We start from the raw sequence: 19,501 nt of genomic DNA, 5'->3' as shown, positions 1-19,501 counted from the left end.
GATGGAGACGCGAAAGGTCCAGCTCACGGGGAGTTCGACGTTCACCATCTCGCTGCCGAAGGGGTGGGCGGTCGAACAGGGTATCGAGCCGGGCCAGCGGCTCGAACTCCGCCCGAGCGGCAATGGGGCGCTCATCGTCGGTGCTGACCAGGTGACGCCGGACGGGCGGACGACGGTCGACCTCGGCCGGTTCGAGGACGTCTCGCCCGAAGACGTGACCCGGGTCCTCCGGGCGTTCTACACGCTCGGCTGTGCGGAGTTCGAGGTTCACGTCGGCGTCGGCGACGGCACCGAAGAGGGTGCCCCGGAACCCGACGGTCTCGACCCCGCGCTTCGGCGAGCGGTCCGCACGGCGACCGACCGGCTCGCTGGTCTCGAGGTGGCCGTCGAGGCCGACGGGCGGTTCGTCTGTCGCGACCTGCTCGCGACCGAGGAGCTGTCGACCGACCGACTCCTGTCGAAGCTCCAGTTCGCCGCCCTCTCGATGCACCGCGACGCGACGGCGGCGCTACGCACCGGCGACGGGGCCCTCGTCCGCGGGATGGACGACCGGCACCGGGACGTGCGAGCGGAGCTCGCGGCCGTCGAGCGCCGCTTCCGTCGAACCCTCCTCGACTTCGAGGAGTCCGGCCGCCTAGAGGGGTTCGACCACGTCGTCGTCGCCGACCGGCTCGACCAGGTGGCCGCCGAGGCCGACCGGCTCGCCGGGCTGGTCGACGGCCTCGGAGAGGGCGACGAGCTGGAAGCCCCGGTCGGGTGTGCGGCGTTCCACGACGCGAGCACCGGAGTCCACGACCTCCTCGAGGACGGCGTCGACGCCGTGCTCTCGGGCGCCTCGCTCGACGAGGCGCGGGAGGTTCGGGAGCGCGCCGAGGCGTGTCGAATCGCCGTGGACGAACTTGCGGACGCCGGGGTCCCGCCTCGGGCCATCGCCGCGCTCCGCCGGAGCGCCGACGCCGGCCGCGACGTCGCCGACCGGGCGGTGAAGACCTCGCTTCACTCGCCGCGGGTCGAGCCCCGTGTCGAGGCGGGGGACTGACCGTCGGTCGTTCGACGTTCCTGCGCGCCGGTCGTTCGACGTTCGGCGTTTCTGTGCCGTTAGTCGTTCACCGTCCGGCGTTTCTGCGTCGTCACTCGGCGCCGTTCGTCGCCCCGAGTCGGTCGCGGTAGATGCGTCCGAACGCCTGTCGACGGAGGGTGCCGACCGCCGCGGTACGCTCCTCTTGGAACGTCGCGGCCGCGACCTCCCCGGCGAACGGGGCGGCGTGCCAGACGACGCGCTCGACGTTCTCGTTACCGACCTCCGTCACGTCGTAGTCGGGGTGGTCCTCACACCACGCCTCGAACTCGGCGCGGTCGCCGACGTGGACGACGAGCAGCGAGGCGAACAGCGCGTCGCGGGCGGTCTCGACCACGTCGCTCGTCACCCGTTCCTTGTACTCCTTGCGGTCGAACGCCATCGCGCGGACGGTCTCGCGGACGACCACCTGCGCGGCGGGGCCGACGTTCTCGTACTGCTCGCGGGCCTCCTCGACCGTCTCCGGGGCGAACACGCCTTCCGTCTCCATGGTCGGCGTTCGCCCCGCCAGCTTAGGATTCTTGTCCTTCGTCGTCGGTGTCGGCGGCGTCGGTTTCGTCGTCCGACGCGTCCCCGACCGACCCGTCCTCCTCGACGACGGGGTCGTCGTCCTCGTACATCTCCTCGGTCATCCGGCGGGCCTCCTCCAGCACGGCTGCGGCTTCCCCGCTCAGTTCGCCCTGCTCGCCGGCACCGCCTCGGCTCCGGGGGGCCGCGGCGTCGACGGAGGGGCGGCCCTGTTCGGGGTGGCCGTGTGCGGGGTCGTGCTGGTCGTCGTGGCCGCCGCTCCGGCCGTGTCCGCCGTGGTCGTGGACGGTGTCCTCGAAGACCTCCTCGTACTCCGCCGCGTCGGCGAACTCGACGACGCGCTCGGCGAGGTCGTCCGGGCTCCCGCTCGCCCAGTCGGGGACGTGTTCGTCCAGCCACTCCTCGTGCTCCTCGCCCCGGAGCATGGCGGTGAACGCGAGGTGGTTCGCCAGGTGTTCCCCGTCACGCTGGGGGGCGTCACAGACCGGACAGGCGTAGCCGCTGCTCATGGCTTCGCGTTCGGGGCCGAGTCGGAAAAGGGTGCTACTCCGCGTCGCCGTCGTCCGCGTCCGCCACGCTGTGACCCATCCACTCGTTCACGTCGAGCACCATCACCAGCGCCGCCTCGCCGTCGCCGTAGTAGCGCGGGACCCGGTGGACGGGTTCGAAGCCGAACTCGCGGTACAGCGAGAGCGCGGGCTCGTTTCCCTCGCGCACCTCCAGTTTGACGACGGCCGCGCCCTGCATCACCAGCGACGTGAGCCCCTCGACGAGCAGTCGGCGGCCGATTCCGGCGCCGCGGTGGGCCGCGTCGACCGCGATATCCTTGATGTGGCCGATGTCGCGACCGTGGTTCGGCACCACGTCGCCGACGACGTAGCCGACGACCGTGTCGGGGGTGTCGACGCCCCCTTTCGCGTCGCTCCCCGCCGTCACCACGTCGCCCGGTTTCGTCGCGACGAGGAACCCCCGCTCGCCGACGAAGCTGTCGAACGCCGAGAAGGGCCACGGCTGGGGAAAGGTGCGCTGTTCGATACGGTAGACGGCGAGGACGTCCGCCTGTTCGGCCTGCCGAACCGTCACCGTGCTGTCCCGCTCGGCGTCCGGTTCGGTGGCCGGGGTTGTCACACCGCGACGTTTGCGATTGTTCGTGATAAGTACGGCGGCTCTCAGGAGAATCGAGGGTATGAACTGGAAACATCACAATCTGCGTCTCGTGACTTCTGGAGGCGATGACCCTCGGAAGCCCCCGAGCTGTCGACTCGTCTGACTCGCTGCGCGCCTCACTCACTCGCTTCGCTCGTTCGCTGCGGTGCTTACTTCGTCGGACTCGTCGACAGCCCGGCCCCTTCCGGAGCCCCACCCGAAGTGACTGGTCAGCGGTCGTCGACGGTGGGAGCAAGGCTATCGCTGCCGGCGGTGCGGTCGCAGTCGCTGTGTGGCGACGGTCGGGCGTCGTGGTCGGCGGTGCTGTCGCTGAGCGGTGCGGCAGTCAAAGAAGTCGAACCGCGAGCGAGGCCCGAAGGGCCGAGCGAGCGGCCCTTTTTTGATCCAGCTTTTTTGGCCGAGCGGTGGCCGAAGGCCACCCGAGGCCGAAAAAAGGTGGGCTCTAGTCGTCCGCCGGGGACGCGCCGCTGCCGGACTTCTCGTCGTACTGCTGGCGGGTGTACGAGAGCTTGCCGCCGGCCGCGAGAATCTTGCGCTCGCGCTCGGAGGCGTCGAGGCGCGCGGTGGCCTCCCAGTCGTCGTTCACGCGGACCGTGAACTCCTCCTTGCCGTCGCGGACGCCCTCACCCACGTCGTCGACGATCTCCACGTCGTCGCCCTGCTCGATCTTCTCGTAGGTCTCCTCGTCGATGGTCAGCGGGACGAGGCCGAAGTTGAACAGGTTCGCCTTGTGGATGCGGGCGAAGGACTGCGCGAGGACGCCCTCGATGCCGAGGTACATCGGACAGAGGGCGGCGTGCTCACGCGAGGAGCCCTGACCGTAGTTCTCGCCAGCGACGAGGAAGCCGCCGTCGGCGTCCAGCGCGCGCTGGGCGAAGCTCTCGTCGACGCGCGACAGCGTGAACTCGGAGAGCTTCGGAACGTTCGAGCGGTACTTGAGGATGTCCGACGTGGCCGGGATGATGTGGTCCGTGGTGATGTTGTCGGTCATCTTCAGCAGGACGCCGCCCTCGAGGTGCGGGTCGAGGGGGTCCTTGAGCGGCACGTCGCCGATGTTCGGGCCCTTGATGAGCTCGTCGTCGATGGCCTCGTCGGGCGCGATGAGGTCGGCCTTCGAGCCGTTGTACTCGTCGGGCATCTCGAGGCCGGGCGCGTCCATGTCGCCGAGCTCGTCGGCGAGGTCGCGCGGGTCGACGATCTCGCCCTTGATGGCCGCCGCGGCGGCGACCTCCGGCGAGCAGAGGTAGACGGAGTCGTCCTCGATGCCGGAGCGCCCCTCGAAGTTGCGGTTGAAGGTGCGCAGCGAGACGGAGTCGGAGGCCGGCACGTGGCCGATGCCGATGCAGGCCCCGCAGGTCGCCTCGGAGAAGTTGACGCCGGCCGCCATCAGCTCCGCGGTCCAGCCCTGACGGGCGAGGATCTCGCTCGCCTGCTTCGAACCGGGGGCGATGATGGTCTCGGTGTGCTTCGCCGTCTCGCGCCCCTCGAGCATCTTCGCGACCGGGAGGATGTCCTCGTAGGCGCCGTTGGTGCAGGAGCCGACGATGACCTGCTCAACGGACTCGCCCGCGACCTCGCGGACGGGCACGACGTTGTCGGGCATCGAGGGCTTCGCGATGAGCGGCTCGAGGTCCGAGAGGTCGACGGTGATCTCCTCCGCGTACTCGGCGTCGTCGTCGGGCTGGAGCTCGACGTACTCGTCCTCGCGGCCGACGCGCTTGAGGAAGTCCTTCGTCTGCTCGTCGGTCGGGAAGATGGAGGAGGTCGCGCCGAGCTCGGTCCCCATGTTCGTGATGGTCGTCCGCTCGGGGACGGTGAGGTTCTCCACGCCGGGGCCGGTGTACTCGAACACCTTGCCGACGCCACCCTTCACCGAGAGCCGGCGGAGCAGCTCGAGGATGACGTCCTTCGCGGTCGCCCACTCGGGGAGTTCGCCCTCGAGTCGGACGTTCGTGACCTCGGGCATCTCGACGTAGTAGGGGCCGCCACCCATGGCGACGGCGATGTCGAGACCGCCGGCACCGATGGCGAGTTCGCCCATGCCGCCGGGCGTCGGCGTGTGGGAGTCCGACCCGAGCAGGGTCTTGCCGGGTGCGGCGAAGTGCTCCTTGTGGACCTGGTGGCAGATGCCGTTGCCGGGTCGCGAGAAGTGCGCACCGAACGTCCCCGCGGCCGAGCGGAGGAAGCGGTGGTCGTCCGTGTTCTTGAAGTCGAACTGGTAGGTCTGGTGGTCACAGTACTGCGCGGCGAGTTCGGTCTGGACCTCGTCGAGGTCGAGCGCCTCGAACTGGAGCCACACCATCGTCCCCGTCGTGTCCTGTGTGAGGACCTGGTCGATTTCGATGCCGATCTCCTCGCCGGGTTCGAGTTCGCCCTCGACGAGGTGGTCGTCGAGAATCTTCTCCGTCAGCGTCTGTCCCATATCGTCCGAACTTCGACCGCGCGGAGATATAAATCCGGCGAGTTTCCGACCCATCGACCGTGTGGAACCGGCGCGGTCCGGCAATTTTCGCGGCCGTTCATGGTAGTAACTCGCGTCCGAGTAGTCGTTTATTCGAACCGGAGCCCGGGAGGAGCCCCGCGGACCGGCTCAGAACAGGAGTGCCGTCGCCGCGAGGGTCGTCGTCCCGACGACCAGCAGCGAGAGACCGAGCACCGCGAGCGGTTTCAGCCCCGCCGCCCGCATCGCGGCGAGCCGAACGTCGAGTCCGAGTCCGGCGAAGGCGAGCGCGAACAGCCAGTCGCCGCCCCGTTGTAGGCCGGCGACCGCGCTGGGAGGGAGGGCTCCCGCGTTGACGACGGCGGCGACGGCGACGAACCCGAGCAGGAACGTCGGGAAGGAAGTCAGGACTCCCCGGAGGCCGACGCGCTCGGCGGAGCGCTCCCCCGCTTCGTCCGCCGCCGATTCGCGTCGGGCGTAGTACAGCGAGTAGCCGGCGGCGACGACGCCGATGGCGGCGTTGCGGACGAGCTTCGTCACGGTGGCCCACTGTCCGGCGACCGGACCGTAGGCGAACCCGGCGGCGGCGACGGGGCCCGTGCTGAACATCGCGAGGCCGGCCCAGACGCCGAACGTCCGCGCGGGGAGGTCGAGCAGGTGGCCCAGCGCGGGAAAGAGCAGGATGGTCCCGGCGTCGAACAGGAGGATGGCGGCGGCGACGTAGGCGAGTTGGTCCTCGTCGGCGCCGACGGCGCCGCTCACCGCCGCCGCGGCGGAGACGCCACAGACGCTCGCCCCGCCGGCCAGCACGGACCCGGTCTTCGCCGGCAGGTCGAACGCGAAGCGCGAAAGCGCCTCCACCACGAGCAGGCCGAGGACGACCGTCGCGGCCACGAGCGCGAACAGGCGCGGGCCGGCCGCGAGGGCGTCCCCGACCGAGAGGCTGGCCCCGAGGAGGACGATTCCGAGTTCGAGGAGACGCGAGTGGGTTACCACCCCCGGTCCCGCCCACGACGGGACGCCGACCGTGTTGGCGAGGAGCGCGCCGAAGAGGATGGCCAGCACCAGCGGGCCGACACCCGGGACGACCGGAGCGAGAAGCGCCGCACCGCCGGCGAGCACGCCGAGCAGTGCCAGCCCGGGAAGTCGGGTGGCGAGCGTCGGCGCTGAGGGACGGCTCGGGGTCACGCGGGGGGCTGTCGTCGACCCGCCGCTGTATCGGCAACGGCGGCCGCTTCCTCGGTGGTACTCCACCAACCGGAAACTCTGGTCACTGTTCTAGGCGTGCAGGTGGCTCCGCATAACGGTTGTCGTGCGCGGTCGGAGACGTCGGCAACCCCTGCCGACTCCCGGCTCGAGGTCTCGCCGGCGGGACCCGCGACGGGTCGTCTCGGGAGACGACGCGGAACGACAGAGCAAAGGTTCGCTCTCGGCCATCTCCCGGCAATGTACGAGTCAGGCGCGTACGTCGCGGAACACGTCGACCCGGTGTCCGAGGAACAGGTCCAGCCCAACGGCGTCGACCTCACGCTCGAGGCCGTGTTCGAGGGCCGAGAGCCGGGTCGCATCGGCCGCGAGGACAAAGAGGTCGGCGAGCGTCGCCCGGTCGACCCCGAGGAGCGCGACGACGACACCGACGCCTACTACCTACCGCCCGGCGGGTACGTCGTCCGCTACGCCGAGACCATCTCCATCCCCGAGGAGCACGTCGGCTTCGTCTACCCCCGCTCCTCCCTGCTGCGCAACTCCTGTATGCTCAACACGGCCGTCTGGGACGCCGGCTACGAGGGGAGAGGCGAGGGGCTCCTGCAGGTCCACCACGACGTCGAAATCGAACGCGGCGCGCGAATCGCCCAACTGGTCCTCGCCGAGGCCGACCACGAGGGGACCTACGACGGGAGCTACCAGGGGGAGAACCTCGACTGACCCCCGGTCGCGGTCGGACAGCTCGTAACTGCTGACGGTTACGAAACCGTTTACCCGTAACCGACTCCACTTCGTCCGATGGGAGAATCTCGACGCCGACTGCTCCGGCGCGGGGCCGGCGCGGCGCTGGTCGGTGCCGGAGGGCTCTCGGTCGGCGCGGGCGTCCTCGGGTCGGTGGGCGGTGACCGCGCCGGCGACGTTGCCGGCGACCCGTCGGCGCTCGTCGCCGGGAGCCTCCTCGGCGTCGCCGAGTCGACGCCCGGTGCGGCCGTCGAGGCCCACGGGAGCCTCGCGGTCAGACGCTTCGTCGTCAGCGACGCACGCGACCCCGACGTCGTCGCCCTCGCCGACCCGCCGCTGTTCGCGGGGCTCACTGACCGGGCGACGCTGTTCGCGACTAACGCGCTCGTGGTCGCCTACGACCCGGCGTCGGAGCACGCGGACGCGGTCGCCGCCGACTGGTCGAGTGCGCTCGCACGCGACGAGGTCGTCCTCGGGCGGACCGACCCCGAGACCGACCCGCTCGGCTACCGGACCGTGCTCGTGCTCGACCTCGCCGAGCGCTTCGGAGTCGCCGACCGCTCGGCTCTCGACGGCTCACAGGTCTTCCCCGAGACCGCCCTCCTGCGGAACCTCGAAGCCGGCGCCGTCGACGCCGCGTTCGTCTACCGGAGCATGGCCGAGGAGCGCGACCTCCCCTATCTCGACCTCCCGGCGCGTATCGACTTCTCGGACCCGGCGCACGCCGAGACGTACGCTTCGGTCTCGCTCGAACTGGAGGACCGAACCGTCCGCGGTGCACCCATCCGCTACGCCGCCGCGCCGCTGACCGAAGCCGGTCGGGAGTGGCACGACGCGCTCGTGAACGGGACCGACCGCCTCCGACGGCGCGGGTTCACGGTGCCTGGGGAGCACCCGCGGCGGGTCCGGGTGGACTGATTGGTGACGGGTTCGGGTCGTCCCTGCGTCCCCGGGTCCTTGGCCCCTGCCGACCCCGCCCGTCGGAACCCTGCATCGTCAAGTACCCGCCCTCCCAACCGCCGGTATGGTCGCGTCTCTCACACTCGGGTCGGCGCTCGCAGCGTCGGTGCTACTGCAGATTAGCATCGTCGAGGCCATCGTGAACATCCTGAGCAACCCGCTCTCCATCGTCACGATTCTCGTCGGCGGGGCGGTCATCACCGCCTCGGTCGGCGTGCTCGGCTACCTCGCTCTCGGCGCCCTCGCCGACGGCCTCGGCGGCGGCTCTAGCGGGATCGGTCGGCAGCCGCCGCAGCGAGACTGAGCGCCCGTTCCGGCTCCGGTCCCAGCGGCGAGCCGACGACGATGCCGTCGGCGTGCTCGCGCAGGGCCGCGAACCGTTCTGCCACGTCCGCTTCGGTACCCGCGACACAGAACGCGTCGAGCATCGGCTCCGTGACGAGGTCGAACGCCTCGGAGAACTCGCCGGCGCCGATGTGCTCGCCCAGCTCGCTCGCGCGCTCGCGGTCGACCCCGTGACGCTCCAGAACGGGCGGGGCCGCCCCGGCGGCGATGAACGCGACCGGCGGGCGGGCGGCCTCCCTCGCCTTCTCCCGGTCGTCGGCCACGCTCACGCTCGCGTACGCCAGCAGGTCGAACTCGCCGAGCGCGTCGAGCCGTTGGTTCTGCGATTCGACCTGCTCGCGCGCCCACGCGAGGTCGTCGGGGTGCGAGCCGTTGAACAGCAGGCCCTCCGCGTGTTTCGCGGCCATCTTGCACATGTGCGGCCCCTCGCCGCCGACGTACACCGGAATCTCCCCCGGCGGCTCGTAGTTGAGGCCGGCGTCGGTCGCTTCGAAGGTGCCGTCGTGGTCGACGCGCTCCCCCTGCCACAGTCTGCGTGCGACCGAGAACGCTTCGAGCACGGGACGGAGTCCGCGGTCGTCGTCGAGCCCGAGGTTCCCCAGCGTCGAGGGGTCGCCCGGGCCGATGCCGAACACGCCGCGACCCTCCCCGGCCGCCTCGGCGAGCGTCGCCATCTTCGAGGCGAGGGTGACCGGGTGGACCTCGAGCGGGTTGGCGACGCCGGGACCCACGCTGATGTCCCGGGTCTCGGCGGCGATGCGGTGCAGGGCGGCGAACGCGTCCCGGTTGTTGTAGTGGTGCGCCGAGAAGACGGCGTCGTAGCCGGCGTCCTCGGCGGCGACGCCGAGTTCGGCCATGCGGTCGACCGGGTGCTCGGGGGCGAGTTCGACGGCGAGTTCCGGTCGGTTCGAGTCGCTACCCATCGAACGACCACCCCCGCAACGCCTGGCGGACGAAGTCGCCGTCCAGGTCGCGATAGAGGTTGTCGCTCCCCCCGAGGTCGCCGAACTCGAACCCGCGGGCGACCACCACGGGCGTCCCCCCGGCGCCCTCGCCGGCGACGAGGTTCGCGGCGGCGGCGAGTTCGTCGACGACGCTCTGGACGGTGACGCCCATCTCGCGGCCGTCGCGGTCGTGCTCGCCGCGCCAGTCGCGACTCGCGGGCATCCCGGCCCAGCCGATGGCGACGCCGCGCTGCCCGTGTCTGAAGGGTCGCCCGCAGGTGTCGGTGACGACGACGCGGTCGGCCGAGAGGCCGGCGCGAATGCGTTCTGCGCTCTCGCTCGGTCGCTTCGGGAGGAGCAGGAGGTCGGCGTCGGCGACGTTCGAGCGGTCGATGCCGGCGTTGACGCCGACGTGGCCGAAGCGCGTCTCGGTGAGGAGGAACGGGGCCTCCATCACGAGGTCGGTCGACTCCTCTAGGACGGCCTGGGCGAACCGCGGGTCCTTCTCCTCGCCCGCCAGTTCCTCGAGGGTGGCGGCGATTTCCCTCGCACGCGGTCCCGCCGGGAAGTCGTCGAGGTCGGCGTGGCGGCCCTCGGCCTTCGAGACGACCGTGGAGGCGACACAGACCACGTCGTCGGGTCGGAGGTCGACGCGCTCCTCGACGAGTTCGGCGAGGTCGTCGCCCGGTCGCACCTCCGGCAGGTCGGGCACCGCGAACAGTTCCATCCCCGTCCCGTGTGCGTTCATGCTCTGAGGTCGGGGGAGTCGCGTGAAAAGCGCGCTGGTCGTGGCTCGGTTCGTGGATTCTCGGTTCGTCGCTTTCCGGGCTAATCGACCACGAAACCACTTACCGGTCCCGAACGAAACATTCGAACTGAAGATGACCCACGTCGTCACCGCCTTCCTCCGCCACCGAGGCGAGGTTCTCCTCGTTCAGCGTAGCGACGCCATCGGTACCTACCAGGGGAAGTGGGGCGGCGTCTCGGGGTACGTCGAGGGCGGGTCGCCCGGTCCGATACACGACTCCGGCGACAGCGAGCGGTCGCCTCCGACACTCGACTCCGACGACAGCGGATGGCCGCCCTCGACGCTCGACTCCGGCGACAGCGAGTGGTCGCCTCCGACACTCACCGACGCCCGCCGCGAGCTCGCCGAGGAGGTCGGCGTCCACGAGGCGACCCTGGTCCGCGCCGGCGACGCGGTCGAGGTTGACGACGAGCAGGGGCAGTTCACCGTCCACCCGTTCCTCTTCGACCTCCCGGCCGACGACCGCCCCGACCTCGACACGAACGAGGAAATCGCGTCGACCGAGTGGGTCCAACCCCCCGGAATCCTCGCCCGCGAGACGGTCCCGGCGCTGTGGGCCGCCTACGAGGCCGTCGCGCCCACCGTCGACGACGTGCGGACCGACGAGACCCACGGCTCCGCCGCCGTCTCCCTGCGCGCACTGGAGGTACTCCGGGACCGCGCCGCCGCGGCGACCGAACGAGGGGACGACTGGGAGGCGGTCGCCGAAGTCGCCCGCGACCTCCGTGACGCGCGGCCCGGGATGGCGGCGCTCGCGACCCGCGTGAACCGCGTGATGGCCGAAGCCGACCGCACGCCCGAGGCGGTCCTCGACCGGGCGATGCGGGCCGTGGACGACGCCGTCGACGCGGACGACGCGGCCGCCGACAACGCCGCCGACCTGCTCCGAGCGGAAGGAGTCGAGCGCGTCTGCACCCTCTCGCGCTCCGGCACCGTGCTCGACGCGCTCCGGTCCGCTCGCCCCGCCGTGCTGGTCGCCGAGTCCCGGACCGCGCGGGAGGGAGTCGACGTGGCCGAGGAGCTGGCGAGGGAGGGCCTCGACGTCACGCTGACGACCGACGCGGCGGCCGGGTTCGCGTGCTCCGCGGACGTGGGGGTCGATTCGAGCGTCGCCCCGGAGGCCCTGCTCGTCGGCGCCGACACCGTGCTCGCGGACGGGAGCGTCGTCAACAAGGTCGGAACCCGGGCGCTCGCGCTCGCCGCCGCCCGCGAGGGCGTCCCGGTCTACGTCGCCGCCGCCCGCGACAAGGTCGCGCCCGAAGGAGCCGAAGACGGGGGGGCCGACGGCGCCCGGGACGCCGACGCAGGTGCCGACCCCGGCATCGTCCCCGGCCAGGAGTTCGGCCCCGACGCGGCCATCTACGAGGGCGACGCCGACCTCGACGTGTGGAACCCGGTCTTCGACCGTACGCCCGGCGACCTCGTCTCCGGCGTCGTCACCGAGGACGGCGTCCTCGACGGCGACGACGTGGCCGCGGTCGCGGCCGACCACGCCGAACTGGCCCGCTGGAACGAGAGAGTGGGGTAACTCCGCCACGGGGCCGGCGGCGTCCGGACCGGCGTCCGCGATGACAAGCGTGAAACGGGGCGCTCGCCAACGCTCGACCGGGCGGCAGTGACGAGGGTTACCCCCACCGAGCCCCGTGTGACGATGGACTTCACCCGAGCCGCCCGTTCCACACCGGCGAGCGACCGCCACCGTCGGTCGTCCATCGCCGGTCGTCCGTGCACCCCCACCCGCTGCTCGCCGACGCCGATTTCCGGTCGTCCGCACGGACAGAAACGCCCTTATCGCCCGTGGTCGACCCACACGACCATGGAGACCGAAATCGAACGCGCCGTCGTCCACGAGTCCGTCGGGAAGGCGCTCCCGCCCGGGACGCTCGTCGACGCGCTCTCGGACCTGCCCGTGCCCGTCGAACGGTTGACGGGTGACGACGTGGCGCCGACCGACGCCGTCGTCGCCTTCGGGCCCGAACCGGGGTTCCTCGACGCCAGGTGGGTCCACTGTATCCGCGCCGGCTACGACGAGTTCGACGTGGACGCCTACCGGGCGGCCGGCGTCGTCCTGACCAACAGCACCGGTATCCACGGGACGACCGTGGGCGAGACGGTCGCGGGCTACCTCCTCGCGTTCGCCCGACGCCTCCACGTCTACCGCGACCAGCAGGCGGCTCGGACGTGGGAACGCCGACCCTACGGCGAGCCCTTCACCCTCGACGGGGAGCGCCTCTGCGTCGTCGGCCTCGGGACGCTCGGACGGGGCATCGTCGAGCGTGCGACCGGCCTCGGGATGGAGGTCGTCGGCGTCCGGCGGTCCGGGGAGCCCGTCGAGGGTGTCGAGCGAGTCTACACGCCCGACGCGCTCCCGGAGGCCGTCGCCGACGCGCGCTTCGTCGCGCTCGCGGTACCGCTCACCGACGAGACGACGGGGCTGGTCGGGGAGGCGGAGCTCGCGGCGATGCGCGAGGACGCCTATCTCGTCAACGTCGCCCGCGGCGCGGTCGTCGACCAGGACGCCCTCGTCGCGGCCCTCGAGGCGAGTGGTATCGACGGTGCGGCCCTCGACACGTTCGAGTCGGAGCCGCTCCCGCCCGGGTCGCCGCTCTGGGACCGCGAGGACGTCATCGTCACGCCCCACGCGGCGGCGATGACGCGGGCGTACCACGCCGACGTGGCCGACCTCGTCCGGACCAACTTCGAACGGTGGCGCGCCGGCGGCGACCTCGTGAATCGCGTCGACTGACCAAGGGACGACGTCCCTCCTGCTGTTTCGGACACAGCAACCCGAAGCTATTGGTGGCTCCACGGGGAAGACGCGCCGATGAGCGTCGTCGCTACGTTCGAACTCGGTTTGCCGCTGTTCCGGGACACCTTCGAGTCGCTCCCGTCGGTCGAGTTGAAACTGGAAGCGGTCAACTGTGTGATGACGGAGGGCGACGGCGACTTCCAACCGGAGGCGGACGAGGGGCCGGTGGGCGACGACGAGGGGGCAGACGGCGCGACCGTCGTCTACTTCTACTGGGTGTCCGGCCTCGACTTCGAGGCCGACCCCGACGCGTTCGACCGGGTGTTCGAGGCCGACCCGGACGTGACCGACCAGCGGCGGCTCGCGGCGCTCCCTGACCGGCAGCTCTACCGGTTCCGCCTGACCGACGTGGGGAGGCGGGCCTCGCTCTACGACGCGGCCGCGGCGGCCGACGCCGTCGCCCTCGACTTCGACGCGACGGCCGAGCGGTTCCGGATTCGGGCTCGGTTCCCCGACTGTGGCGCCCTGACCGACTTCCGAGCGGCGGCCGCCGAGCGGGAGGTCCGGTTCTCGCTCGACCGACTCGTCAACGAGGACGGCACTCCCGGGACAGACCCGCTTCTCACTGCGAAACAGCGCGAGGCCCTCGTCGACGCCTGGGAGGCCGGCTACTTCGACACCCCGCGGCGGGTGACTCTCGGCGACATCGCCACCGGACTCGACGTGTCGGACCAGGCGGTGTCACAGCGGCTTCGCCGGGCCGTCGCAACGCTCGTCGAGACGACTGTGGTCGACGAACCGCGCACGGACCGGGCCCGCTGAGGAGTCGAACTCGGCCGCCGACTGGGGGCCGACTTGTGCCCGTCAGAAACGTTCTCCTAGCGCGTCGATTAATAAAGGGCTTCATTCGCGAACGGAAACGCACTCGCGAGTTCACACGCAACGATGGGACGGCCCATCGGTTCGGGCGGTCGCCCGCCGCCCACCCGTGCTCGGGTCGCGAACCCACCACCGCGACCCCCGATGGCGCCGATCGAAGCCGCTTCCGAGGAACGGTCCCGGGGCACCCGCCCCGGGGTTTTCAGGCGTGACAGACTCCCGGTCGGGGGGCCGACTACGACCGACCGTCGACCGTCGGAACTTTTGACGCGCCGCACCCAACTCCGGCCATGCCACCCTTCGACGTCGTCGGCGAGGAGGCGATCCGTTCGGGTCGCGCGACCGACGCCTACTTCGAGCGGACGGAGACGACACTACGCCACGCCGACCGGAACCCCCGCGTCGTCGCCGAGGTGACGGCCGACCAGTTCCCCGACGGGGAGTTCGAGCTGTTCGCAGGGCTGAAAGACGCCGCGACCCTCCTCGCCGGTCACGACCTCGACGCCGACGCGATTCCCGAGGGCCGGCTGTTCGACGGCGGCCCGGTGATGCGCGTCGAGGGGAACTACCTGGAGTTCGCACGCCTCGAGACCTCGCTACTGGGCTTTCTCTCGCACGCGTCCGGCATCGCCACCGCCGCCCTCGAGGTCCGGCGGGCCGCGCCCGACTCGAACGTCCTCTCCTTCGGCGCGCGCCACGTCCACCCGAGCATCGCCGCCGTCGTCGAACGGTCGGCCCTCATGGGCGGGCTGGACGGGTTCTCGCACGTCGCCGCCGGCGAGGTACTGGGTCGGGAGGCGAGCGGGACGATGCCCCACGCGCTCATGATATGTTTCGGCGCCGGGAAGCAGGAGGAGGCTTGGACGGCGTTCGACGAGGCCGTCCCCGACGACGTGCCCCGCATCGCGCTGTGTGACACCTACTCCGACGAGGTGGACGAGGTGCTCCGTGCCGTCGACGCGCTGGGCGACCGACTCTCCGGTGTCCGTCTCGACACGACCTCCTCACGGCGCGGCGACATGCGCCACATCGTCCGCGAGGTGAAGTGGAAACTGCGCGCCCGCGGCCGGGAGGACGTGGACGTGTTCGTCAGCGGTGGCCTCGGTCCCGACGACCTCCGGGAACTGAGCGACGTGGCGGACGGCTTCGGCGTCGGGGGGTACGTCTCCAACGCCACGCCCGTCGACTTCGCGCTCGACATCGTCGAGCGGGCGGGCGAGGCGGTCGCCAAGCGCGGGAAGCTCTCGGGCGTGAAGGAGGTGTATCGGACGAGAGACGGCGCCCACCACGTCGGCCTCCGCGGCGAGGACGGCCCGGAGGGCGCCGAGTCGCTGATGGAGCCACTCGTCCGCGACGGCGAGGTCGTCGCCGACTTTGACCTCGATGCGGCGACAGACCGGGCACGCGAGGACGCCGAACTGACGGGGTTCGGCGAACGAGCGCACTGAGTCGGGGGTCGGTCTCCGACCCGCCGGAGTCGACCGTGGACCGACGTTGCGGCAATAAACGAGGGGTTTCCAGGTGTTTCAGACGTGATACCGGCCGGTGACGGCCGTGAGGCGTGGTCGAAGAGGAGTCGTAGCCGCGTCGGGGCGTTACAGCTGTTCGACGCTTCCGCCCTCTGGTCGCTCGCGGAACACTTGGCCGTCGAAGAGGGTGACGGTGGTGTCGTCGTCCTTCCAGGCGAAGGGTGAGAGGCCCGCCTTCCGACAGGTGCGTGTGAGGTACTCCTCGGCGCTCCAGCCGTTCTCGAGCGGGACGGTCGGGTAGAGCCACCCCTTGTTGGGGCCGTTCTCGACGGCGACGCCGTGGCGACCGAGCTCGAGGTCGGCGAGCGGGTCGTCGGTGACCCGATAGTCGCGGACGAGACACACCGAGACTTTCAGGCTGTCGAGTTCCGCCGGCTCCACCTCGGAGCCACAGGAGTCGCCGGAGGCGGCCTGGATGGCCGCGTCGACGATGGCGTGGCCTAGCTGGTCTTTCCCTCGATACGCGCCCGCACAGCCTCGAAGCCGTCCTCGCCCACGGGTCGATTGCAGTCGAACGAACGCGCCGGTTCGGTTGTAGAAGGCGTCGCGCATGCTGCCGGGGTGTTCCCGTTGCCCCTGCAGAACGAACGACTCTACCGATTCCCGCGCCAGTTCGACCGCCCGAGCCCCGTCCTCGTAGGTAAGGTGAACGGCCTGCGCCTCGGACATACTCCCACACATGCGACGGACGGACTTCAACGTGTCCCTTCGGTCAGACACTGTCTGCCACGGGGTTAATCGTTCGTTAACCGCCCGCTACCCGTCGAATCGAACGACTTTTCCCGAGGACCGCCGTACGACGAGACGGCAGAGAGAGCCCGACCCCCGTGGGTGAAGACCCATGAGGAAAGTCCCCCCACCGACCGGACAGGTGACCGGGTGTAAGCCCGGAGTCGGAGACGGCTGGCTCTGGAACAGAAACGAGACCCCTCGACCCGACCGATGAGGCGCGGCGGCGGCTTCGGCCGCCCCGGCGCCCGGCGACCCCGGGCGCGCGAACCGACCCGTAAGGGGAGGGAGCTAACCCGCCGAGGGCGCGTCCTCGGACGCGACCGGGTCGAGAACGGATGGAACGGCGAACCCTCACCGGTGCAAGTCCGCGTTCGAAGGTAGTCCGAACGCGCCGCAAGGCCGAGCGCGGACGCTCAGCCGAATGTCGGGCCGAACAGAAGGGGGCTTACTCCTCTCAGCCGCTCTCACGACGCCGAGCGACTGTACCGAGTTAATAACCTCACCGGCGTTCTTTATCAATGGCTCCTAATTCACGCCGCGTTCGTGGCAGCCGGATTAATAAGCGGAAGGGAACTAGAAGTCACCAATGACTGCCGGCGACGACTGCGGCTGCTGTGACGACGGGGTCGAGGAGGTCCCGAGCGCCGGCCACGACCCCGTAGCCGAGAGCACGGACGACGCGTGCTGTGAATCCGAGAGCACGAGCGACGCGTGCTGTGCCGACGACTACAGAACTGAACGCGACCAGGCACACGGGGACGGTCCGCAACAGGAGACTGGTTGCTGTGCCACGGAGCAGGACCACGCCCACGACGACGCCGAAGGTCACGCTCACAGCGCCGAAGACCGCACTCCCGACGACGGCGGCGAGACGCTCACCCTCTCGGTGCCGGAGATGGACTGTCCCTCCTGTGCCGGGAAGGTCGAGAACGCGCTGGCTGGCGTCGACGGCGTCGACTCCGTGGACCCTCGACCGACGAGCGGAACGCTGCGCGTGACGTACGACCCGGGAGCCGTGACGGCCGACGAAATCGCCGACCGGGTCGAGGGGGCCGGCTACGCCGTCAAGCGCGACGAGGAGGCCACCCTGTCGGTGCCGGAGATGGACTGCCCCTCCTGCGCCGGGAAGGTCGAGAACGCCCTACGCGACCGCGACGGCGTGCTCGGCGTGGATACCCGTCCGACGAGCGGCACCGTCGTCGTCCGATACGACCCCGGACGGACCGACAGGGGGTCGCTCGTCGCGGCCGTCGAGGGGGCCGGCTACCCCGTCGAGGCCGACGACGGCGAGCCGGGCGGCTCGCCTCACGACGTGTGGACGAGCACGCGCGGGCTCCGGACGTGGGCAGGCGCCGCGTTCCTGCTCGTCGGCATCGTCGTCGAGTTCGCTCTCACGAGCCTCGACGTGACCCTCGCCGCCGCGTTCGGCCGGGAACTGACCGTCGCGTGGGGCGCCTACCTCGGCGCCGTCCTCGTCGCCGGCGTCCCCATCCTCCGGGCGGGCTACTACTCGCTCAGGAACCGGAACCTCGACATCGACCTGCTGATGTCCATCGGTATCGTCAGCGCCGTCGCCGTCGACCTGCCGTTCGAGGCGGCGACGCTGTCGGTGTTGTTCTCGGTCGCGGCGCTGCTGGAGCGGTTCTCCATGGACCGCGCCCGCAACTCCCTCGAGGAACTGGCCGCGCTGTCGCCCGACACCGCGACGGTCCTGCGCGACGGCGAGGAACACACCGTCCCGGCCGCCGAAGTCGCCGTCGGCGACCGCGTCGTCGTCCGGCCCGGTGACCGCATCCCCGTCGACGGCGTCGTCCGCGAGGGCGAGAGCGCGGTCGACGAGTCCCCCGTCACCGGCGAGAGCGTCCCCGCCGACAAGACCGCCGGCGACGAGGTGTACGCCGGGAGCGTCGTCGAGGGCGGCTACTTCGAGTTCGAGGCGACCGCCACCGCCGACGAGTCGACGCTCCAGCGCGTCATCGAATTGGTCGAGGACGCCCAGGCCAACCGGAGCGATTACGAGCAGTTCGTCGACCGGTTCGCCCGCTGGTACACGCCACTCGTCGTCACCGTGGCGGTCGCGACGTTCCTCGCGACCCCCTTCGTGTTCGGCATCGGCTGGGAGGCGGCGTTCACCCGGGCGCTGACCCTCCTCGTCGTCGCCTGCCCCTGCGCGCTCGTCATCTCGACGCCCGTCTCCGTCGTCTCCGCCGTGACGGCGGCGGCCCGGAACGGGGTGCTCGTGAAGGGCGGCGACCGGCTGGAGGCGATGGGCGCCGTCGACGCGGTCGCCTTCGACAAGACCGGGACCCTGACGACGGGCGAGCTGTCGGTCACCGACGTGGTGGCCCTCAACGGCACCGACGAGACCGAGCTCCTGGGCTGTGCGGCCGCGCTCGAACGTCGCTCCGAGCACCCCATCGCCGCGGCGGTCGTCGCCCACGCCGACGACCACGGCGTCCCCGACCGCGAAACCGCCGACTTCGAGGCGCTCACCGGCCAGGGCGTCAGCGCGACGCTCGACGGCGTCACCCACTACGCCGGGAAGCCGGGGCTGTTCGAGGACCTCGGGTTCGACCTCGAACACGCGCACGTGCGGACGGACGGCGGTGTGAGGACGAAGGGGGGCGAACTCCTCGCCGACGCCGCCGACTGTGAGCACGACGAGGGCACCTACCTCGACCTCGTCAACGAGACCGTCCCTCGGCTCCAGAGCGAGGGGAAGACGGTCGTCCTCGTCGGCACCGAGGACGAACTGGAGGGGGTCGTCGCCGTCGCCGACACCGTCCGGCCGGAGGCCGCGTGGGCCGTTTCCCGTCTGCGCGAACTGGGTGTCGAACACGTCGCCATGCTGACGGGGGACAACGAGCGCACCGCGCGGACCATCGGCGAACAGGTCGGCGTCGACGAGGTACGCGCGGACCTCCTCCCCGAGGAGAAAGTCGACGCGGTCGAGGAACTCCGGGAGCGCTACGGCCACGTCGCGATGGTCGGCGACGGCGTCAACGACGCGCCCGCGCTGGCGACCGCCGACGTGGCCGTCGCGATGGGCGCCGCGGGCACCGACACCGCCCTCGACACCGCCGACGTGGCGCTGATGGGCGACGACCTCACCCGCGTCCCGTACCTCTACGACCTCTCCTCGCGCGCGACGAGCGTCATCCGGCAGAACGTCTACGCCGCGCTCGCCGTGAAGGCCGTCCTCGCCGTCGCGGCGCCGTTCGGCCTCGTCGACGTCATCGTCGCCATCGTCATCGGCGACATGGGCGCCAGCCTCGGCGTGACGAGCAACGCGCTCCGACTGGCCGGCGTCTCGCCCGCGGAACCGGACGGGGTCGCGTCCCCGGAACCGGACGGCGAGGTCGCCGCCGCGGCGGACTGAGCCAAAGATGCGTGGC

General features: G+C 70.9%; 17 protein-coding genes and 1 other RNA gene. 10 read left to right on the top strand and 8 right to left on the bottom strand.

What is annotated here, in order from left to right; genetic code table 11:
* Position 1: 1 nt before the first annotated feature.
* Positions 2-1,039: an AbrB/MazE/SpoVT family DNA-binding domain-containing protein gene (locus N5095_RS15740; protein ID WP_267623967.1), complete on the top strand. Its 1,038-nt coding sequence runs from the start codon at positions 2-4 to the stop codon at positions 1,037-1,039.
* 91 nt (positions 1,040-1,130) lie between these two features.
* Here N5095_RS15740 and N5095_RS15735 read toward each other — a convergent pair whose 3' ends face one another.
* The 5 genes from N5095_RS15735 to N5095_RS15715 all read right to left on the bottom strand — a co-directional run bounded on the left by N5095_RS15735 (position 1,131) and on the right by N5095_RS15715 (position 6,401).
* Positions 1,131-1,568: a DUF5809 family protein gene (locus N5095_RS15735; RefSeq protein WP_267623966.1), complete on the bottom strand. Its 438-nt coding sequence runs from the start codon at positions 1,566-1,568 to the stop codon at positions 1,131-1,133.
* A gap of 22 nt (positions 1,569-1,590) precedes the next feature.
* Positions 1,591-2,115, bottom strand: a complete 525-nt coding sequence (locus N5095_RS15730; RefSeq protein ID WP_267623964.1) for a DUF5810 domain-containing protein — start codon at positions 2,113-2,115, stop codon at positions 1,591-1,593.
* Between the two features lie 34 nt (positions 2,116-2,149).
* Complete coding sequence (locus N5095_RS15725; RefSeq protein WP_267623963.1) at positions 2,150-2,734, bottom strand: GNAT family N-acetyltransferase; 585 nt, start codon at positions 2,732-2,734, stop codon at positions 2,150-2,152.
* 481 nt (positions 2,735-3,215) lie between these two features.
* The gene (locus N5095_RS15720) at positions 3,216-5,195 is read right to left on the bottom strand and encodes an aconitate hydratase (RefSeq protein ID WP_267623961.1); all 1,980 of its coding nucleotides are present in this window, start codon (positions 5,193-5,195) and stop codon (positions 3,216-3,218) included.
* Between the two features lie 168 nt (positions 5,196-5,363).
* Entirely contained in the window at positions 5,364-6,401 is a 1,038-nt protein-coding gene (locus N5095_RS15715) for a YeiH family protein (protein WP_267623960.1), read from the bottom strand.
* A 258-nt stretch (positions 6,402-6,659) separates the two neighbouring features.
* Here N5095_RS15715 and N5095_RS15710 point away from each other — a divergent pair, with 258 nt between their 5' ends.
* The 3 genes from N5095_RS15710 to N5095_RS15700 all read left to right on the top strand — a co-directional run bounded on the left by N5095_RS15710 (position 6,660) and on the right by N5095_RS15700 (position 8,424).
* Positions 6,660-7,139 (top strand): deoxyuridine 5'-triphosphate nucleotidohydrolase, encoded by a 480-nt coding sequence (locus N5095_RS15710; RefSeq protein ID WP_267623959.1) that lies wholly within the window; start codon positions 6,660-6,662, stop codon positions 7,137-7,139.
* Between the two features lie 78 nt (positions 7,140-7,217).
* Positions 7,218-8,078, top strand: a complete 861-nt coding sequence (locus tag N5095_RS15705) for an extracellular solute-binding protein (protein WP_267623957.1) — start codon at positions 7,218-7,220, stop codon at positions 8,076-8,078.
* Positions 8,079-8,184: 106 nt separating this feature from the next.
* Positions 8,185-8,424 carry a DUF8024 family protein gene (locus N5095_RS15700; RefSeq protein ID WP_267623955.1) on the top strand — a complete coding sequence of 80 codons (240 nt, stop codon included), beginning with the start codon at positions 8,185-8,187 and terminating at the stop codon, positions 8,422-8,424.
* Here N5095_RS15700 and N5095_RS15695 read toward each other — a convergent pair.
* Together N5095_RS15695 and N5095_RS15690 are read right to left on the bottom strand one after the other, a co-directional pair.
* Complete coding sequence (locus N5095_RS15695) at positions 8,387-9,388, bottom strand: 5,10-methylenetetrahydromethanopterin reductase (RefSeq protein WP_267623954.1); 1,002 nt, start codon at positions 9,386-9,388, stop codon at positions 8,387-8,389. The two genes, N5095_RS15700 and N5095_RS15695, sit on opposite strands and share 38 nt — an antisense overlap.
* Positions 9,381-10,136: a coenzyme F420-0:L-glutamate ligase gene (locus N5095_RS15690; RefSeq protein WP_267624495.1), complete on the bottom strand. Its 756-nt coding sequence runs from the start codon at positions 10,134-10,136 to the stop codon at positions 9,381-9,383. Before N5095_RS15690 ends, N5095_RS15695 begins: the two co-directional genes overlap by 8 nt.
* A 154-nt stretch (positions 10,137-10,290) precedes the next feature.
* On the opposite strand from N5095_RS15690, the gene N5095_RS15685 reads away from it, so the two are divergent.
* The 4 genes from N5095_RS15685 (at position 10,291) to N5095_RS15670 (ending at position 15,293) form a co-directional block, all read left to right on the top strand.
* Complete coding sequence (locus N5095_RS15685; protein WP_267623953.1) at positions 10,291-11,745, top strand: eIF2B alpha/beta/delta subunit family protein; 1,455 nt, start codon at positions 10,291-10,293, stop codon at positions 11,743-11,745.
* Between the two features lie 288 nt (positions 11,746-12,033).
* Positions 12,034-12,963 carry a D-2-hydroxyacid dehydrogenase gene (gene ddh / locus N5095_RS15680; RefSeq protein WP_267623951.1) on the top strand — a complete coding sequence of 310 codons (930 nt, stop codon included), beginning with the start codon at positions 12,034-12,036 and terminating at the stop codon, positions 12,961-12,963.
* A 78-nt stretch (positions 12,964-13,041) separates the two neighbouring features.
* Positions 13,042-13,788 (top strand): helix-turn-helix domain-containing protein, encoded by a 747-nt coding sequence (locus N5095_RS15675; RefSeq protein ID WP_267623949.1) that lies wholly within the window; start codon positions 13,042-13,044, stop codon positions 13,786-13,788.
* Between the two features lie 347 nt (positions 13,789-14,135).
* The gene (locus N5095_RS15670) at positions 14,136-15,293 is read left to right on the top strand and encodes a nicotinate phosphoribosyltransferase (RefSeq protein WP_267623948.1); all 1,158 of its coding nucleotides are present in this window, start codon (positions 14,136-14,138) and stop codon (positions 15,291-15,293) included.
* A 147-nt stretch (positions 15,294-15,440) separates the two neighbouring features.
* Here N5095_RS15670 and N5095_RS15665 read toward each other — a convergent pair whose 3' ends face one another.
* On the bottom strand, positions 15,441-16,043 hold the full coding sequence (locus N5095_RS15665; protein ID WP_267623945.1) for a TIGR00296 family protein: 603 nt from the start codon (positions 16,041-16,043) through the stop codon (positions 15,441-15,443).
* 137 nt (positions 16,044-16,180) lie between these two features.
* On the opposite strand from N5095_RS15665, the gene rnpB reads away from it, so the two are divergent.
* Both rnpB and N5095_RS15655 read left to right on the top strand, forming a co-directional pair.
* Positions 16,181-16,566, top strand: an RNA gene (gene rnpB / locus N5095_RS15660) — RNase P RNA component.
* A 126-nt stretch (positions 16,567-16,692) separates the two neighbouring features.
* Complete coding sequence (locus tag N5095_RS15655) at positions 16,693-19,485, top strand: heavy metal translocating P-type ATPase (protein ID WP_267623942.1); 2,793 nt, start codon at positions 16,693-16,695, stop codon at positions 19,483-19,485.
* The last annotated feature ends 16 nt before the right edge of the window (positions 19,486-19,501 follow it).

This window comes from Halobium salinum (assembly GCF_026586625.1).
Lineage (GTDB): Archaea > Halobacteriota > Halobacteria > Halobacteriales > Haloferacaceae > Halobium > Halobium salinum.
The sequence above is the reverse complement of the archived record's forward strand: the minus strand, read 5'-3'. Positions and strand labels throughout refer to the sequence as shown.

Bases quoted from the DNA above. Each gene is read 5' to 3' on its own strand.
- N5095_RS15740 (WP_267623967.1), top strand. From the start codon at position 2: ATGGAGACGCGAAAGGTCCAGCTCACGGGGAGTTCGACGTTCACCATC.
- N5095_RS15735 (WP_267623966.1), bottom strand. From the start codon at position 1,568: ATGGAGACGGAAGGCGTGTTCGCCCCGGAGACGGTCGAGGAGGCCCGC.
- N5095_RS15730 (WP_267623964.1), bottom strand. From the start codon at position 2,115: ATGAGCAGCGGCTACGCCTGTCCGGTCTGTGACGCCCCCCAGCGTGAC.
- N5095_RS15720 (WP_267623961.1), bottom strand. From the start codon at position 5,195: ATGGGACAGACGCTGACGGAGAAGATTCTCGACGACCACCTCGTCGAG.
- N5095_RS15710 (WP_267623959.1), top strand. From the start codon at position 6,660: ATGTACGAGTCAGGCGCGTACGTCGCGGAACACGTCGACCCGGTGTCC.
- N5095_RS15705 (WP_267623957.1), top strand. From the start codon at position 7,218: ATGGGAGAATCTCGACGCCGACTGCTCCGGCGCGGGGCCGGCGCGGCG.
- N5095_RS15700 (WP_267623955.1), top strand. From the start codon at position 8,185: ATGGTCGCGTCTCTCACACTCGGGTCGGCGCTCGCAGCGTCGGTGCTA.
- N5095_RS15695 (WP_267623954.1), bottom strand. From the start codon at position 9,388: ATGGGTAGCGACTCGAACCGACCGGAACTCGCCGTCGAACTCGCCCCC.
- N5095_RS15690 (WP_267624495.1), bottom strand. From the start codon at position 10,136: ATGGAACTGTTCGCGGTGCCCGACCTGCCGGAGGTGCGACCGGGCGAC.
- N5095_RS15685 (WP_267623953.1), top strand. From the start codon at position 10,291: ATGACCCACGTCGTCACCGCCTTCCTCCGCCACCGAGGCGAGGTTCTC.
- ddh (WP_267623951.1), top strand. From the start codon at position 12,034: ATGGAGACCGAAATCGAACGCGCCGTCGTCCACGAGTCCGTCGGGAAG.
- N5095_RS15675 (WP_267623949.1), top strand. From the start codon at position 13,042: ATGAGCGTCGTCGCTACGTTCGAACTCGGTTTGCCGCTGTTCCGGGAC.
- N5095_RS15670 (WP_267623948.1), top strand. From the start codon at position 14,136: ATGCCACCCTTCGACGTCGTCGGCGAGGAGGCGATCCGTTCGGGTCGC.
- N5095_RS15665 (WP_267623945.1), bottom strand. From the start codon at position 16,043: ATGTCCGAGGCGCAGGCCGTTCACCTTACCTACGAGGACGGGGCTCGG.
- N5095_RS15655 (WP_267623942.1), top strand. From the start codon at position 16,693: ATGACTGCCGGCGACGACTGCGGCTGCTGTGACGACGGGGTCGAGGAG.